At 68.7% G+C, this 15,341-nt stretch carries 20 protein-coding genes; 1 reads left to right on the forward strand and 19 read right to left on the reverse strand.

Annotated elements, in window-relative coordinates:
- Positions 1 to 22: 22 nt before the first annotated feature.
- From BLQ62_RS03715 to BLQ62_RS03745, 7 genes are all read right to left on the reverse strand, one after another.
- Positions 23 to 358 (reverse strand): HNH endonuclease, encoded by a 336-nt coding sequence (locus tag BLQ62_RS03715; RefSeq protein ID WP_244499917.1) that lies wholly within the window; start codon positions 356 to 358, stop codon positions 23 to 25.
- 113 nt (positions 359 to 471) lie between these two features.
- Entirely contained in the window at positions 472 to 756 is a 285-nt protein-coding gene (locus tag BLQ62_RS03720) for a DUF7572 family protein (RefSeq protein ID WP_083350788.1), read from the reverse strand.
- Positions 753 to 2,765, reverse strand: coding sequence for a glycine-rich domain-containing protein (locus tag BLQ62_RS03725; RefSeq protein WP_068567213.1), 2,013 nt, complete (start codon positions 2,763 to 2,765; stop codon positions 753 to 755). The genes BLQ62_RS03720 and BLQ62_RS03725 overlap by 4 nt, the downstream gene beginning before the upstream one ends.
- A gap of 94 nt (positions 2,766 to 2,859) precedes the next feature.
- A complete protein-coding gene (locus BLQ62_RS03730) occupies positions 2,860 to 3,192 on the reverse strand; it encodes a hypothetical protein (protein WP_068567211.1) in 333 nt (110 codons plus the stop codon).
- Entirely contained in the window at positions 3,189 to 4,226 is a 1,038-nt protein-coding gene (locus tag BLQ62_RS03735) for a hypothetical protein (protein WP_068567209.1), read from the reverse strand. The genes BLQ62_RS03730 and BLQ62_RS03735 overlap by 4 nt, the downstream gene beginning before the upstream one ends.
- The gene (locus tag BLQ62_RS03740) at positions 4,223 to 4,555 is read right to left on the reverse strand and encodes a hypothetical protein (RefSeq protein WP_068567207.1); all 333 of its coding nucleotides are present in this window, start codon (positions 4,553 to 4,555) and stop codon (positions 4,223 to 4,225) included. The genes BLQ62_RS03735 and BLQ62_RS03740 overlap by 4 nt, the downstream gene beginning before the upstream one ends.
- Positions 4,555 to 5,064 (reverse strand): hypothetical protein, encoded by a 510-nt coding sequence (locus tag BLQ62_RS03745; RefSeq protein WP_068567205.1) that lies wholly within the window; start codon positions 5,062 to 5,064, stop codon positions 4,555 to 4,557. Before BLQ62_RS03745 ends, BLQ62_RS03740 begins: the two co-directional genes overlap by 1 nt.
- A 301-nt stretch (positions 5,065 to 5,365) precedes the next feature.
- Here BLQ62_RS03745 and BLQ62_RS03750 point away from each other — a divergent pair, with 301 nt between their 5' ends.
- Positions 5,366 to 5,557 carry a hypothetical protein gene (locus tag BLQ62_RS03750; RefSeq protein ID WP_115391402.1) on the forward strand — a complete coding sequence of 64 codons (192 nt, stop codon included), beginning with the start codon at positions 5,366 to 5,368 and terminating at the stop codon, positions 5,555 to 5,557.
- Here the strand turns inward: BLQ62_RS03750 and BLQ62_RS03755 are convergent.
- The 12 genes from BLQ62_RS03755 to BLQ62_RS03805 all read right to left on the reverse strand — a co-directional run bounded on the left by BLQ62_RS03755 (position 5,545) and on the right by BLQ62_RS03805 (position 15,322).
- Entirely contained in the window at positions 5,545 to 6,420 is an 876-nt protein-coding gene (locus BLQ62_RS03755; protein WP_160126339.1) for a putative toxin-antitoxin system toxin component, PIN family, read from the reverse strand. The genes BLQ62_RS03750 and BLQ62_RS03755 overlap by 13 nt on opposite strands.
- Positions 6,421 to 6,447: 27 nt before the next feature.
- Positions 6,448 to 6,672: a hypothetical protein gene (locus BLQ62_RS03760; RefSeq protein ID WP_068567199.1), complete on the reverse strand. Its 225-nt coding sequence runs from the start codon at positions 6,670 to 6,672 to the stop codon at positions 6,448 to 6,450.
- Between the two features lie 1,186 nt (positions 6,673 to 7,858).
- On the reverse strand, positions 7,859 to 8,404 hold the full coding sequence (locus tag BLQ62_RS03765; protein ID WP_139184149.1) for a hypothetical protein: 546 nt from the start codon (positions 8,402 to 8,404) through the stop codon (positions 7,859 to 7,861).
- Between the two features lie 189 nt (positions 8,405 to 8,593).
- Positions 8,594 to 11,218, reverse strand: coding sequence for a phage/plasmid primase, P4 family (locus tag BLQ62_RS03770; protein WP_082756681.1), 2,625 nt, complete (start codon positions 11,216 to 11,218; stop codon positions 8,594 to 8,596).
- Positions 11,219 to 11,339: 121 nt separating this feature from the next.
- On the reverse strand, positions 11,340 to 11,546 hold the full coding sequence (locus BLQ62_RS03775; protein ID WP_068567193.1) for a hypothetical protein: 207 nt from the start codon (positions 11,544 to 11,546) through the stop codon (positions 11,340 to 11,342).
- Entirely contained in the window at positions 11,543 to 11,851 is a 309-nt protein-coding gene (locus BLQ62_RS03780) for a hypothetical protein (protein ID WP_068567191.1), read from the reverse strand. The genes BLQ62_RS03775 and BLQ62_RS03780 overlap by 4 nt, the downstream gene beginning before the upstream one ends.
- 24 nt (positions 11,852 to 11,875) lie before the next feature.
- On the reverse strand, positions 11,876 to 12,763 hold the full coding sequence (locus BLQ62_RS03785; protein ID WP_068567189.1) for a hypothetical protein: 888 nt from the start codon (positions 12,761 to 12,763) through the stop codon (positions 11,876 to 11,878).
- Between the two features lie 28 nt (positions 12,764 to 12,791).
- The gene (locus BLQ62_RS03790; protein WP_068567187.1) at positions 12,792 to 12,971 is read right to left on the reverse strand and encodes a hypothetical protein; all 180 of its coding nucleotides are present in this window, start codon (positions 12,969 to 12,971) and stop codon (positions 12,792 to 12,794) included.
- A 103-nt stretch (positions 12,972 to 13,074) separates the two neighbouring features.
- On the reverse strand, positions 13,075 to 13,353 hold the full coding sequence (locus BLQ62_RS03795; protein ID WP_068567185.1) for a hypothetical protein: 279 nt from the start codon (positions 13,351 to 13,353) through the stop codon (positions 13,075 to 13,077).
- Positions 13,350 to 13,493, reverse strand: a complete 144-nt coding sequence (locus BLQ62_RS23695) for a hypothetical protein (protein WP_156483199.1) — start codon at positions 13,491 to 13,493, stop codon at positions 13,350 to 13,352. The genes BLQ62_RS03795 and BLQ62_RS23695 overlap by 4 nt, the downstream gene beginning before the upstream one ends.
- Entirely contained in the window at positions 13,490 to 13,711 is a 222-nt protein-coding gene (locus BLQ62_RS03800) for a MerR family transcriptional regulator (RefSeq protein ID WP_068567183.1), read from the reverse strand. The genes BLQ62_RS23695 and BLQ62_RS03800 overlap by 4 nt, the downstream gene beginning before the upstream one ends.
- A gap of 219 nt (positions 13,712 to 13,930) precedes the next feature.
- Positions 13,931 to 15,322: a recombinase family protein gene (locus BLQ62_RS03805; protein WP_068567181.1), complete on the reverse strand. Its 1,392-nt coding sequence runs from the start codon at positions 15,320 to 15,322 to the stop codon at positions 13,931 to 13,933.
- Positions 15,323 to 15,341: the final 19 nt, after the last annotated feature.

Below are 15,341 nucleotides of genomic sequence, written 5' to 3' on the forward strand. Positions count from 1 at the left end.
GCCGTGACGTGCCGTCGCGAGGCTACTGCACGTAGAAACCTTGCTCGCGCAGGCGGCGTTTCCGGAGGGCACGCGCGGAGAGCTCCCGGCGCAACGTGGCGGCGTCGCGGGGGTCCCCGTCCCGTCGGCTCTGGGCCGTTTTCAGCGCGTGGTGCCGGTCGCATAGCAACTGGAGGTTCGAGGGCCGGTTGTCGCCGCCGTCGGCGATCTCCGTGATGTGGTCGACCTGGTGCGCCGGTGCGCCGCACTCGCGGCACACGTGCCAGTCGCGCTCGCGGATGTGGTCCTTCTCGGCCGTCGTGAGCGGCTTGATCCGGCGGCGTCGGGCGCGCTGGTTGGCGTCGAGGTTCTCCACCACGGGGTGCTGCTCGCACCGGTAGTCACGGCCTCGGTGCTCGACGGCGCGCCGGGGGCACCCCTGCGCCATGTTCTCGGGGTTGCGCCAACTACAGGTCTTTGGTGCCCGGCCGGTCACTGGGCCACCGCCTCGGATCGGTCGACGAGCCACGCGCTGAGCCGAGCAACGGCCTCGTCGTGGTCGAGCTGCTCGTCCCAACGCACGAGGGCGGTGAGGCCGTTGGCGGGGTCGCCGTCGGCGTCGATCGCGTTGCCGTGCTCGTCGGCGAGGAACACCTCGGTGTGCTGGGCGGTGTAGAAGTCGGCGCACAGCACCGCGTAGTGCTGGCCGTCGTCGGCCCGGTAGAGCTTGGTCACCGGGCACCACCAATCGAGATCCGCGACGTGCTGCATCGTCATGCTCCTGTCTTCGTGAGGATGAACCCGACACCGGCCGCGCCGGTACCGCCTGCGCCGTGCGGGGCTAGGTAGGCGCCGCCTTCGCCGCCACCGGCACCACCACCGCCGGGGAATCCGCCGTTACCGCCCTTGCCGCCGCCGGGGTTGCCGACGTTCCCGCCACCGCCGCGACCACCGCCACCGCCGGAGCCGCCGCACTTGGTCTTGGTGGTCGTGGGGACGTTCTGGCCGTTCTGCCCGGCGCCGCCTGTGCCGGTGCCGGGGTTGCCGCCGGTGGCGAGGGCTGTGCTCGTGCCTGCGGTCGGCGGTGTCGAGTTGTCTTGGTTGGCGCCGTCGCCGCCGTCGCCGGGTGCGGACGTGGTGTAGGCGTATCCGATGTCGCCCGGCTGCGCGATGCCGTTGCGGCCCGGAGCCGCGACGACGAGGCTGCCGAACGAGGACGGCGTCCCGTTGCTCGCGCCGATCGTGATGGTCACGGACGAGGGGACGTCGGCGGGGTCGAGGCGCTCGGCGAGGAACCCGCCGCCGCGACCGCCCTTGCGGGTGCCGTTGCCGGGCTGCCCGTTCTCGCCCGCGCCGATCATGACGGGGATGCACTCGGTGAGGTTCGCGGGCTTGTTCCAGGTTGTCGTGCTCGTGACGGTCTGAACGGTGTAGCCGTTCTCGATGGCGACCTTGATCGCGGCGATGGTGTCCTGTGCCTGCTGCGCGTTGCTGCCGCTCGGTGTGCCGGTGCCGCGCCACCCGTTCACGAGGCCCTGCACGACGTTGGTGATGTCGCCGAGAGCGTTGTTCGCCGAGCTCTGCGCCGTGACCGCCTTCGTGTCGGCCGTGATCGCGGTCGCGTTGGCGGTGTCGGCGGTCTGGCGAAGGCCCGCGACGTCGTCGAAGAGGTCCGCGAGGCCCGCGCCGACGACGGGGATACCCCGGATCGCCTGCACGATCTTCTCCAGGATCTGCTGCGCGAAGTTGCGCACGCCGTCGAGCGCGCCCTTCAGGCCGTCGTCGAGCGTGGGGAAGATCCCGGACCCGACGGTGCCGCCGGAGAGGATCGTCTTCAACTGCCCGGCCCAGGACTGGAGGTCGGCGATCGTGGTGCCGACCTTGCCAGTGAGCCGGTCGAAGAAGTCGCCGATCTTCGCGACCACGGCGGCGATCCCGCTGCCGAGGTCGCCAAGCGCGGAGACCAGGCCCGCGACCATGCGCTGGGGCAGGTTGCCGTACTTCGTGACGCTCAGGTCATCCCAGTTGATCGTGCCGCCGGTGACCGTGGCGGCCACCTCGACCTGCACGCGGATCTTCGTCGCCCCGGCCGGGACGGTGTACGTGCCGAGCAGACCGGTCCACGCCTGCGCGCCGGACGGGCTGTCGATCTGGGCGATGACCTTCTCCTCGACGACCGACTCGGTGTCGTCGTAGGCCACGGCCGAGAGCTTGAACGCGCCGGTGCCCCCACCGGTGAGCATCGACCAGGTGACGAAGCCGCCGATGTCGAACTTCTGCTCCGGCGCGCAGAGCACGACGTTCGAGAGCAGCACGCGGCGCGTGCCGTTGCCGGTCGTCTGCGCCGACCCGGCCGACGTGCGGCCGATGGTGGGGTTGAAGGTCCAACCCTCGGTCTCTTCGATCGGCATGGTGCCGTCGAAACCGCCGTTCTCCAGCAGGTTCGGGCTGGCCTCGCCGATGTGCGAGAGCGGGATGAGGGGCAGGCGCCACGGCTCGATGATGCCGGTCGCGAACCGGCGGATCGTCCCCACCACGGTCTGGATCGCGTTGAGGGCCGGATCGGTGCCGACGTACTCGCCCGCGATGGCCGCGCGCAGGTCGTCGAAGTCGAACATCTCCTGCCAGTGCTCCAGGTCGAACCCGAACATCGCGGCGATCTGACCGGCGATCTTCAGGACCTCGTCGGGCGAGCTGATGTCCCGCTTCAGTGCGAGCTGGCCGCCCGCGTCGAGTAGCTCCCCCGGCGTGCGCGGGTTGGCGGCGTGGACGTCGAACGGAGCCATGTGCGGGGATGCCTAACTACGCGATGGACCTCCCCGGTCCCGGGCGGGTGCCCGGCGCTTGCGTCCATGATCCCACGCCCGGTCAAAACTCCGCTCAGGCATGGAACCCGAAACCCCTTGTGGTGCTTCGCTTGGCGTCATTCCTGACGTCTCCCCGCGTGGGGCCGGACCCGATGAACGGCGGCGGGTTACGGCGTGTCCGCGTGGTCCGGTCGCGCAGGTGATCGCCGCGCACGATCACGAGCGGGCGGGGCGCGTCCTCGTCGTCGTCCATGCCGAGATCCGTCTCAACGGGCATCGAATCGGAGCCGAGCTCGTACGTCGGCCCGTCGTCGAGGTGGTCGGCGTCGGGGTCCTCCCCGGAATCCCCGACGCCGACCGTGACCGCGAGGACCTCGCGGCCAAGAATCTCCAGGCCGAACCTCATACGGCCACCCCGCCTCGCGCGGCCGTCATCGCGGCGCGGATCGCCGCCGTGGCGGCCTCCGCGTCGTGGCGCCGTTGCTCCCGGCGTAGACGGGCGTCTCGTAGCTCGATCTCGTCCAGCTCGTCGGCGATCCGTGCGCGGGTGGCCTCGTCTACGCGGAGGGCTTCCTCTGCGCGGGCCGCCTCCCGGGCGGCGCGGAGCTCCGGCGTGGGGTCCGGGTCGCAGAACCCCCACCCGCTGGCGAAGTCGACACGCGCCCACCAACCGCTGGTGGGCCACGGCTCCGCGCGGCGGGAGGCGTGGCCGGTGCCGCACGGCTGCCGTATGAACTCGGCCTCGTCGAGCAACTCCGGTGGCACGGGGTCAGCGGCGCTCATCCGGTAGTGCGCGCGATAGCAGTCCTCCCGGAGGCACCGGATGCACTCGACGCCGCCGGGCACCGTGTCGCCGTCGACTACGCGGGTCGTGACGTGCACCGTGCGCGCCGTGAGCTCGTGGCCGCGTCGGCACGCCGCCGGAACGCGCACGAGCGGGTCAACAATCGGGAACGGCCCCGCCGCGACGTGCGCGTGGTCGCGAGCCTGTGCCATGAGTGCCTCCTGTTCGTCCTGCCGGTTCTGCTCTGCCAGCTCGCCCCGCTCGCGCTCCTGCTGGGGGCGGATCTTCGCGGCCTCGCGGGTCGCGCGCTTCGCTGCCCGCGCGGTTGCGCTCTCGGCCGTCTGGGCCTTGCGCTCACGGGCGCGCACTGCGGCGATCTCCGCGCGCGACTTGATGCCCTGCGCCCGCCGGGCGGCCCGGTCCTTCTCCCGCTGGGTGGCCCGCCGTGCGTCGATGTAGGTGGCCCACTCGTCCGGGGTCATCGACTCCCGTTTGCGTTCGACGGCGCGGCGCTGCGCCTCCGCTGCGCAGGCGCGGCACCGGTACTGCCGGAACGAACCGTCCGCGTTGCGGTTGATCCGCGTGTTCAGCTCGGTGAACTCGTGGCCGTGCTTGCAGTGCGTCGGCCGCTCCCGCGTGGTGCCGAGCGTGGTCATGCGGCGACGGCGCGCGGGACGTAGCTGAAGAACCGCCGGTGCGGCCAGAGGCGCCGCTCGATCTCGGCACGGTGCTCGACCCGGCGTAGCGCGGCATGGGGCCACACGAACTCGCTCGGCGCGAACGGCCGGAACCCGTCGCTGTCCTCGCCCGCGAAGGGATTGAGCACCCCACCGCGCTCCAGGTCATCCGGGCTCAACCCCAACGTCTCCAGGACCGACTCCAGCTCGTCCTCGAAGGCGGGGAGCGGGGCCGCCGGTGCGGTGCGGGTGGCCCGCTCGGGGCGGGGCGGCGCCTCGTGCTGCGCGCGCTTGATCCGACGCCCCATTACGTGTTCCTCATCCGTCGACCGCCCGCGCTGCTGTGCTTCGGTGCGGGGCGCGGCATGGCGACGACGTTGCCGCCGTCCGTGCCGGTGGCGCGGGGCTTGTACTCGCCCCTGAAACCCTTCGGAGTGCCCGGCTTGGGTCCCGTGGTGCTGGTCGCGGGCTCGATCCCGCTCGTGGCGGCGAGGCGCCGATCCAGGGTCGCGATGATCTTCCCGAAGTCCTGCACGAGCCCCCGGTGTAGTGCGACGGCCGGGTTGGCCCTCGTGTCGCCGGTGACGGCCGACTTGACCAGCGGGCCGTTGCGCTCGATGTCCTTCTCCAGGATCAGGATCTCGTCGGCGATGACGGCAAGGCGGTCGATGAACGCGCGGTCGGCGTCGTCCAGCTCGAACCCGTCCTCGCCCCGCTCGTCGAGCTCGTCGTTGAGCCGCTCGACCTCCGCGTCGTAGTGCGCGCGGAGCTGTGCGCTCGTGACCTTCGCGGGCATCTTGCGCCGGGCGGCTGCCATGTCGTCTCCCGTGGTCGTGCCCGCGTGGGGCGAAATGAGTGATCGGCGAGCCCGGGGGACCGAATCCTGGGGAGGTCATCGAAGACACCCCGGGCTCGCCGATGCATTCAGTAGAGCACGGGGTGTCAAATGTTCAGACGACGAATCAGACTGTGATGCAAGGGTTTACGTCAACACAAACGTTCCGGTCGACGTCAATTCTGACGAGGCCGGCGGCGTAGCTGCCTGCCGGTTCCCGCTGGTCGAACGGGTTAGGTCGAAACGGACACGGCGAGGCTTGTCCGGCACTACGTTCGGCCTCATGAGCGAGATCACTGAGACCGTCGTCGGCGAGTGCACGGAGTGCGGCGGGCCCCTCGTCAAGCGCGTGACGAAGATCGGCAAGGGGTACGGCAGCGACGGTTTCAGCCGGATCAAGCGTGCGATCTACTGCCGCAAGGGCTGTATCGACCGGACGATGACGCCGGAGGACATTGAACGCTACGGCGCGTAGCCGGGACGTGGTTCGATCTGCTCCGGCGGGACGGTGCGGCCGATGCCGAACACGCGCCAATGATTGCCGTCATACCCCGGGAGCGCCGGTAGGTCCGGGCACAGTTGCATCGTCGCGTAGATAGTGTCCTCCGGTAGGACGATGTCGCCGGTCGAGCGGAGAACTACCCCCGAATCGGGCGGTAGCTTGATGTAGGCGACCTCGGGCGATGCATAGTGCGGTCGGGTGGTGAAGCCGCGATTGAGGACGTTATCCCGGACCCACGCGAGGTCCCGGCGGAATGCCTTCAGCGTCTCGGGGACGACGACGTAGGGCAACAGCTCGTGCGCATTGGGTTGCTCCAGCACCGTGACGAAGGACGAGTAGGCCGCGAAGATCCCCCTGTTGCCCTCGGTCTCGATCTGGGCGAACGATTGCTCGCCTGAACCTTCTAGGAATCCCTCGCCCCACTCGTGGTGGAAATCGAGCGCGGCCAGAGCGTCGACCGGCTTGCGCACATCGAGGCCGGGGTACTCGATCGCCAAGACAGCCTTGTCCCCGCTCACGAGGATCGCCGCCTGTGCGTCTTGGAACAGGGCCACGAGGAAGTTGTCGTCCGGGTCGGTGCACACGTGCGGGGTCTCGTTCTCGGGCCGATCCTCCACCATGTCGGCGAGAAGCGTGAGGGCGTCGACGAAGACGCGGACGTCGTCGAGGGTGAGCCACCGGCGGAACTTCTCCCGCGCGAGGCGTGTCTCCAGCTCGTCAAGCAGGTGCGGCGACACCACGAGCCGGATGCGGCCCTGTCGGGCGAGTTCCACAAGCTGCGCGCACGTCCCGCTGGGGCTGATAGCTGCGCTGATGTAGGTGTTCGTGTCCAGCACGAATGTGATCGCCAACGGAGGGAAGGCCTATCGGGTCGGGGCGTAGGCGCCGTGGCGCCGCTCGTCCCGGATCGCCTTGGTCTCGGCGGCGGCGAGGGCGAAGGCCTCGTCCTCGGAGACCTCGCCACGCTCTCGGACCTTCGCGGCCACGTCGGCCAGTGCGGCCCCCGCGAGGTCGGTCTCGGTGCCGCGATCTCCGTAGCGCGCAGACAACCGCTTCAGCGCTGCGGCGCGTCGATCTTGCGTGCTCATGCGGTCCCCTTCCCGGTGCTGCGGTGTCCATCGAGTCTACCCGCTGCGGAGGGGGTAATGTAGGGGTTGGCGTCAACCCCGATTGCGCCTGTGCCGCTCTGGCTTTCCGTCCCGCCTCGTCCATCGAAGGGCCTCCGTTGCTCCCCGTGCTCGTGTCGCTGCTCCCCGCGTGGGTCGGCGCCGTGCTGTGCGCGCTCGCGTGGGCCGTCGGGCGGCCTGTGTGCCCCGCTGGCGGGTCGGGCGGTGCCCGGCGGGGTGCGGGCGCCGTCGAGCGGTCTCGACGGCTCTGGGAGGGCGTGGGCGCGATCCCCGCGAGGCGGCCCGCTGGTGCCCGCGAAGGGCGGATCTGGAATCGACTGCGCGGGAACGGTTCTCGTGCTCTGTCCCGCGTCTGGGCGACCGTGGATGGCGTGCGCCGTCGACCGCTCCGGGTTCGCCCGCGTCCGGCGATGACGGTAAAGCCGCAGGTCAGAGGCATATTTGGCTCCAGGCTTGCTATATCGAATGATTTAGTTAGGTGAACGAACCAATCCTGACAGCACGCTGGGGGCTCCCTCGTGGCCGTGGGGGAGGGGCCCCACCCCCCGGGTGTCGGCTCGTCCGTCGTCCTCCGTGCTGGCGTCCGCACTGCCACGCCCTCACGTCCACGCTGAGCGATCGGCACGCCTTCGTCGCCTCCGTGTCCGTCTGGCAGCCCTTGATGGCTCACGGTGGCGATTACGGGGGTGACTTAGATGTGACTTAGAAGTGACCTAGATGGGAAACGTGCTCTGAGCTGGAATGACCTAGATGACTTAGGTGACTTAGGTGGAAAGCTTCCCATATAGAGATATTCCCTCTTTTCGTCTCCCCTTATGCCCCTCGCGTGTATAGCGGAGACTTTCCGTCTAAGTCACCTCAGTCTCGTAAGTCATCGCAGCTCAGGCCGTGTTTTGCATCTAGGTCATGTCTAAGTCACATCTAGGTCAGGGCTCCGGGTTAGGGACCCCTATGTGTGTGTTCACGCTAAGCCCTATTGCTATTCCACACACCATTCACGTCAACACTGACATGTATCCGGCTACACCCGTACTGCACATAGTCCGGTCCTGTAGGTGGACCCCTACCTGTGCTGTGCCCCTCTATGTCCTGGTGCACAAGCAGACCCCTACCTGTCGCGGTAGGGGTCTGTGTGGGGGAGTTGGATTTACTCGGCTGCTCGGCCCCGGAGTAGGGCCATGATCTCCATGAGCCGGGGGAGCGTCACGTCTTCCATTTGCTGTGCGAGTCCCCGGGCTCGCTCGGGGCTGATGCTTGCGGGCAGTGCGCCGGAGATAGGGGCCTCGAACTCGGGGCCGGATTCCTGGATCACTCGGAACCCCATCGCGAGACTCTCCAGGAATCCGGCGAGGGTATCGGCGCCGTCGTCGGCCGTTTCGCGATCTATCGCCGCCGTGCGCTTGCGCTTCTGGGCGGCTGTAGCGGTCGGCATGTCCTCGGCCCAGGCGAGGCGGTCGGCCTGTCGGACGTAGCTCTCCTCGTGGGCACTCCAGAATCGGTCGTGCATCCACTCGTCCCCGGCAGGGACAGGAGCGGGCGCCGTAACGTTACGGCTGTCCGTGACGTGATGAGTAGTCGCAACGTTACGGTTGCGGTATGCCTTCTGTCTGCACGCCGTCGAGCAATAGCGGGCGTCGGCCCGGCCGTAGAACTCCGTGCCGCACTGTGTGCATGTGCGCTGTGTCGCTGCCATAGCTGTAACGATACAGATAAACGTAACGTTACGCAAATATGTCTCGTTACAAATATCTGCGCCGTCGCACACGTACTCGTGACGTTGCGAGTATCCGTAGCGTGACAGGTCTGGATACAGGGCAGCCCCACACCTGAGAGGTGTGGGGCTGCGGGCCGACGGCGATCGTGAGGCCGGTCGTAGTTTGGACTACTCGCTCTCCGTGCTGGCGCGCAGCACAATCGGAGTCTCGTAGACGGTGATGGTCTTCCGCTCCGTCGTCCCGTCGGGCTTGCGAACGGTCACCTTGCGGGACATCTGTTTGCCGTACAGGGCGCGCATGCGGCCCTTGAAATCGTCTCGCTCGATCTCGCGCAGCTCGCGGGGCCAGACGCTCCGCTGGCCGTCGAAATACGCCCACGCGAAGTCGGCCGTGACCCGCTTGGACATGGGTGCGCTCGTGTCGACCTCGAACGTGCTCGTGGCCCATCGGCGGAACGCGTTGAGCTGGCCCATAGCCTCATCTCGGAACACGTCCACGACGTCCGGGACGTCCTCGTCCAGCCCCTCGCGGAGGTAGTCGCCGAGCCCCTCCACAAGCCACGCGAACAGAGCCACAAGAGCCTCCGGCACCGACTTCAGCTCGTCCTTGTCGGTCCCCTTCGGCACCGTCTGCTCGAACGGGAGCACGAGCAAGCGCCGGTCTAGGGCCTCGTCGGCGTCCTCAATCGTCGGCATGGAGTTGGTCGCGATGATCGGCAGGAACATCGGGGTAGCGGTCACCATGTGATTCGAGTACAGCGCGCGCGCCGTGACGGAGTCATTGCCCGCCATGCGCTTCAGCACGTCGGCGTGCAGCCGGTTCCGGTTGCCGACCTCGGACGCGAAGATCGCGCGCCTCGGGAACACGGCGAGCAGCTCCGGGCTGGGCCCGCCGTCCCGCTTGGCCCGGAACAGCGCGTTCGGCTCGAAGGTCGTGGCGTAGTCGCCGAACACGGCCTGCACGCCCTCGATCAACGTGCTCTTGCCGGTGGATGTCCCGCCCTTCAGGAAGACGATGCGCCGTCGGGGGTTGCCGCCGACGAGCGCGTATCCGAGCACCTTGCGCACGTACCGCCGGATCGCCGGATCGGGGAGGAACGTGTCGAGATACTCGGTGAACAGTGGGTGCGTGGCGCCGGGCTCGTACGGAACGGCGGTGCTCGACAGGATCATGTCCTCGGGCGTGCCCTTGCGGAGCACCACGGCCCCGCTGGTCCAGTCCAGGACGCCGTTCGCCACTCCGAGAGTCCGCTTCTCGCGGTCGAACTGCTCCGGGTTGATCTCGTCCGGGTGGTCCGTGTGCGCGCTCTCCAGCCCCGCGCGTCGGTTCTTCAGGTCGCCCGACTTCACGCCGTATGTATGGACGGAACAGGCCTGCTTGCGGAGGCTCTCGGCCCGCTCGGTACGGCCCTCGTTCTCCTCGTCCTGGGCGTCCTTCTCCAGCAAGGCGGCCGTGTGCTTGTAACTCTCGATCGTCGCGACCGACCAGAACCGGCGCTGCACCGCGCGGGGGTCCAGGCGGGTCAATGCCCCGCGCTGGGTGTCCCAGTAGCACCAGTCATTACCGCCGAGCACCGGCCGGAGGTTCGACCCGACGGCCGCGTTGAACACGAGCCCTCGCCCCATGTCGCTGAGGTCGTACTCCCGGGTGTCGATCGGCGAGATTCGGGAGGCGACGATCTCCAGCATGCGTTCTTGGAACACCGCGAGGTCCACCTCGAAGCTCTGGGCGTCGAGGCCGATAGGGGAGAGCTGCCGGAGGCCGTTGTCGACCTCGGCGCGCAGCTTCGCGATGGCGCCGGTGAGCGTCCGGCTCCACTCGCTCTCTGCCGTCGCGAGGTCGCGCCGGGCCTCCCCGTCCTTCGCGCCGAGCACCTCACTGAAGAACGCGTTGTGGGCCAGCTCGACGGCCGCCTTCAGGCCGTGGTGGCCCTCGGCCGCGAGGAAGATGATGTGGTTCAGCGGCTCAACGATCGCCTGGTGCGCGCCGACGTCGACCGAGTCGGCGAGACCCTCGGCAGCGCGACGGAGCACGGACGTCATCGGCTCCCGATAGCCGGGGATGTTCTCGGCCAGCCAGGCCAGCGCGGCCGTGTCGTCGGCGAAATCGACCACGTCGAGCTGCACCCGCTCGGTGGTGTCGCGTAGGCCGTCGAGCCACCGCTCAGGCAGCCACGGGAGCGCCTCTAGCTTGGGCTCGGCGCATGGCTTCAGGTCGGGCCCGTACCACTGATAGACCCTCGGCGGGTCGACGTCGTGCCCCTTGTCCCAACTCACAACGCTGGGCGCGACGACGGCGTATCGGTGCCCCGGCTGGATCACGTCGACGTCGGGGAGGCGGTCTTTCAGGCGGGTCCCCGCTGGCACGCGGTAGAGGTGAATCCCGCTCGCCGTCTCGGGGGCGCGTGAGGTGGACATGTAGGTGTCGGGCAGCGGCCCCCACTGCGCCACGAGCTCGCGCATCGTCTCGCACCCGCGCTTTGTCTGGTGCTCGTCCTCGTAGTCGTCGACATCGAGGCCGATGACGCCGTCCGAGAGTAGGAGACCGATATTGCCTCGGTGACCCTCGGGAAAGACGTAGGAAGCACGGGTGCGCAGGTTCTTCCAGCCAGTGACGTCCTTCGGCGGCGGGGACTTTCGGCCGCTCGGCAGGTGGATCTTTCGGCCGATGCTGGTACGATCGGAGACGTTCCTCGACTGGACATGCTCGTCAAGGCCCCCGCCTCGCGCGGGGGCTTTGTCGTTGGCGGGTGTCCCGGCCGGAGAAGTCTTGGGGTGCGGCTGAATAGCCATCGTGAATCCGTTCCTGTTCGACTGTGACTATTTGGTGGGCCGACGGATGATCTCCAAGACGTGGGCCGCATCGGGTGCTAACCGATGCGGCCCACGATACACCTGTGCAGAGTGAAAGTGCCTATGCTACTTGGGCTTTGGAAGACTTGACGCCAACCGGAACGTCCTGCTCGGGCGTCACGAAGGCGAGCGCGACGTCCTCGGCCACCTCGCCGACGATGCGCTTGCACGTGCGACTCCAGTGCGCCACGCCGTCGGTGCGGGTCTCGACCCACACGCGCCCGCCGACGGGCTCGAAACATCTGCCGCATGTCGCCGTGGTGATCACTTGGCGCCCCCGCCGAACTCGCGCCGCCACTCGGCCTCGATGGCGTTCGGCTGATCGTGCAGCGGGTCACGCGGCGCACCGTTGCGGCTGCCGTGCTCCTGGCCCTCGTACTCCACGGTGCCCGCGTCGATCGCGGCCCGGATGCGCGCCCGGCGCTGGGTCGCGAGCTGCTCGCGCTTGAAGTTCTCGGCCGTGCGCGTGCCGTCGACATGCTGGCCGAAACCGCGCCGATAGCCGTGGGACTGCTGGCGCTGCGCCTCGGTCTGCTCGCCGTTGAGATACTTGCCGAAACCGTTGTTGCTCATGTGTTTCTCCGTTCTTTGAGTGGTCTACCGGCCGACGAGCAGGTCGGTGGTGGCGTCGTTCGCGTTGAGCTTTTCGAGCAGCTCGTCCACGCGGGCCCACGTGGACGCGAACGAGACCTCCCCACCCTGCGCGAGGCGGTCGGGAGAGCCGCCGCGCACGAAGCCGAAGCCGGACGTTGTCGCCCGCCGGATGTAGTGCAGATCCTTCGCGATGCTCACCATCCGCTCGCGCAGGCCATCGCGCAGGCCCCACGCGATGACGGCCGACTGCCCGCGCCGGATCGCCACGTCCGCGCTGTCGACGCCTTCCAGCTCCCGCGCAACCTGGGCGGCGTCGGCGACGAGGGCCGCGAGGTCCTGGTGCGCAGCGGCCTCCAACTCCTTCTTCCGCGCCTTGATCTCCGAGCTGAGGCGGGCCGCCGTCATCGACCCCGCGAGGTACGCGCCATCCCGTGAGGCCTCGATGAGTCGGCCGGTGCCCGCGACCTCGGCGAGCTGCTCCGCAAGGTCCTCGGGAATGGCCTCGCGCTTGCGGCCCGCGTCGAGGGCGGCCTCCAGGATCGCGGTGCTGGTTTTGCCCGCCTCGCGCGGCTGAAGGCGGCTCGTGACGCGGCTACAGGAGCCAAGCTCGCGACGGAGGATCGGGCCCCAAATCGCCTCAGCGCTGCCGGTGAGCGCGTTCGTGAGCAGTGTGGGCCGGGCCTGCGGCTGCATGGCCTGCGCAGCCTGCGCGCTGAGGGTTGTCTCCCGCGCGATCTTCGCGGTGCGGTCCTCCAGGTTCTTCCGGTCGATCTTGTCATTGGTCTCACGGCTCGACGGGCTCGCGAAATGCTCGGGCATGAGGGTGGGCTCGTAGGTGAAACCGGGCGTCGTGTCGGTCGTGGTGATGCTGGGCGTGCTCTTGGTGGTCATGTGATTCTCCTAGGTAATGAAGTGGTGGTCAGCGGTGCAGCTGAATGGGTGAGTGCTCCAGTCGATGCAGCTCGGAGCGGGTGATGCGGCCCGCGTCGAGTAACAGGCGCTCGTCGGCGACGTCCGGCATGAAACCGGCGGCATACGTCTGGCGCACGCGGCGCTCGGCCGCGTCGAGCTGGTCGGTGGTGATGGTGCTGTGTTGCATTTAGGACTCCTAAGTGGGGTCCTCCCCGGACCCTCGCCGGTGGCGACGAGGGGTGGAACAGGTGTGCAGGGTGGGCGGCACAGCAACCGCAGGTAGGTGGGTGTCAGGGTGTCGGTGCGGAATCCGGCTCGGCGAGCTCGTCGCGCCACAGCGTGACTGCGTCCGCGACCCGTGCGAGCAACGCGAATTTCACGACCTCCGACCTCACGCCCGGCGGCGGATCGTCCTCACGGACGACGATGACCAGGGCTAGTAGGTTGACCGCGAGCGATTGCGCAGCCTCGGTGTCCAGCGTCATCACCTGGTCGCCGAACTCGACCTCGATGAGGCCGACCGGGGTGATGCGGACGACGGGCACGATCTCGATGTCGCCGTGGCTCACGCGGCGGCCTGCCGCGAGGTGGGGTGGCACACCGGCCGCGAGGCGAAGGCGGCCCGGATCATGGCGCGCTGCTCCGGCTTCAGCGGGGGCGCACCCTGGGCGGCCTTCGCACCGGCGGCGCGGATCTCGTCGCGGGTCATGAGGGACCGCCGACTTTCAGGGATACGACCCAATCGTCGATGTCCTCCGGCGCGAAGTAGTGGCGGCCCGCGATCTCCAGGTGGGGCAACTCGCCCTCGTGGGTGGCCCGCTTGATCGCACGAAGGCCGACGGGCATACCGAGCGTGTCGCGCAGGTAGGCGTGGACGTTGCTGAATCCGCGCAGGTGGCGGGGCCCGGTGGCGGGCGGTGAGGGCATAGCGGTCTCCTGTGGAAGAAGACCACCGCTTAGCCGGGGCGCGTGGCCCGCAGACTCTCGTACTTGCCGCTCAGCGTGTGCCGCACGGTATCCGATGGTGTCGGCTCGTTACCGACAAGAAGAACTGTATCGGATCGTTCTGCTCCGTGCCAGTGTGTGCGGCAAACTCCCAGTTCGGCGTGTGGCTCGGAATCTGTTGTGCTATGCCAGAATTGACGATCAAAGCCACTCGATGTCGACGCACTCGGGCTTGAATGTGCGGCGCACGCCCTTCATGGTCATCTTGTGAACCGTCACCCGCGCAAGGGATTTGATGAGTCGGGCGCGCGTATCCACGTGCAGACCGTTCGGGCCGTCCCACGCCGCGCGGATGTCGTCGGCGCGGAGCAACTCCGCAAGCTCCGGGTCGGCCGTCGCCGCGTCCAACTGCGCGTCGATCGTGTCGAGCTGGGCCCGGAGATCGGCCGTGATCTCGGTGAGTTGCGCGCCGGTGATCGCGCCGGAAGAGAACAAGCTCGCCGCCTCCCGGAGGCGCGCGTCGAGGGCCTCCCGTTGCCCGCTGAGAGCCCGCGTGTCGACCTCTGGGGCCGCGAGCAACTCCCGGGCGTCCGGCTGGCCCAGGCGGGCGCACACGGCCGCACTGACGTACTCGTCGAGGTCGACGGCGACCACGGACGCGCACCCCGCCGTGCGGGCAGCGGGACGGTAGACCGGCGTGGGATTGGTCCCGCTGCTCTTGGTGCACACCATCGGGTCGCCGGTGAACGCGTCGATGTAGACGCCCGCGCCTTGCCAGCGGCGCTGATTCCCGGGGCTCACCCGGCGCGCGGGGTTGGCGAGCACGGCCCGCACGGCGAGCAGCTCGTCCACGGTCACGATTGCGGGCCACTGCGCATCCGCGACCGGCTCGCCCTCCCGCTCGACCTTTCCCGCGTTGCGCCACCGGGAGAGCACGTTCCTCACGCCCGGGAGCGACCACTCGCGCCCACTGGAGGTGCGGATCTCGGCCGCGTTGAGCTCACGCCGGACGGCGCTGATCGTCTTCCCGGCCGTCACGTCGGCGATGGCCTGCCGGATGATCGCGGCCTCCCGCTCCCGGATCGTCATTCCGTCGCGCTCGTATCCGAACGGGCGCATCCCGCCCCGGTACCCGCCCGCTGCGGCCGTCTGTGCCTTCTGGGCCTTGATCCGGGCCGTGGTGTGCTCGACCTCCTGCTGTGCCACGGCGCCGAGAATGCGCGCCGTCATCCGGCCCGACGGTGAGGCGAGATCCACGGGGCCGGACTGGACGGTGGCCACCTGCGCGCCGGTGCGCTCGACGATGTCGAGGAAGGGCTCCAGCTCAGTATTGCGCCGGTGTAGGCGGTCGGAGTGCCACGCGATGACCGCCGACGCTTCGCCGGACTCCAGCGCGGCCAGAGTGCGCTGGTACCCCGGCCGCTTCTTGCCCGAGTACGCCGAGATGTCGTTGTCAGATTCGACGCGCAGGACGGTCCAGCCGAGCCGCTCCGCGAGGGCGCGGCAATCCTCGGCCTGGCGCTCGACGCCGAGCCCCGCGCCTGCGCGGTCCTTACTGATGCGGGCGTAGATGATGGCGTTCGTGCTGCTCATGGCACCAAAGACTACATGA

This window comes from Tsukamurella pulmonis (assembly GCF_900103175.1).
GTDB classification, from domain to species: Bacteria; Actinomycetota; Actinomycetes; order Mycobacteriales; family Mycobacteriaceae; genus Tsukamurella; species Tsukamurella pulmonis.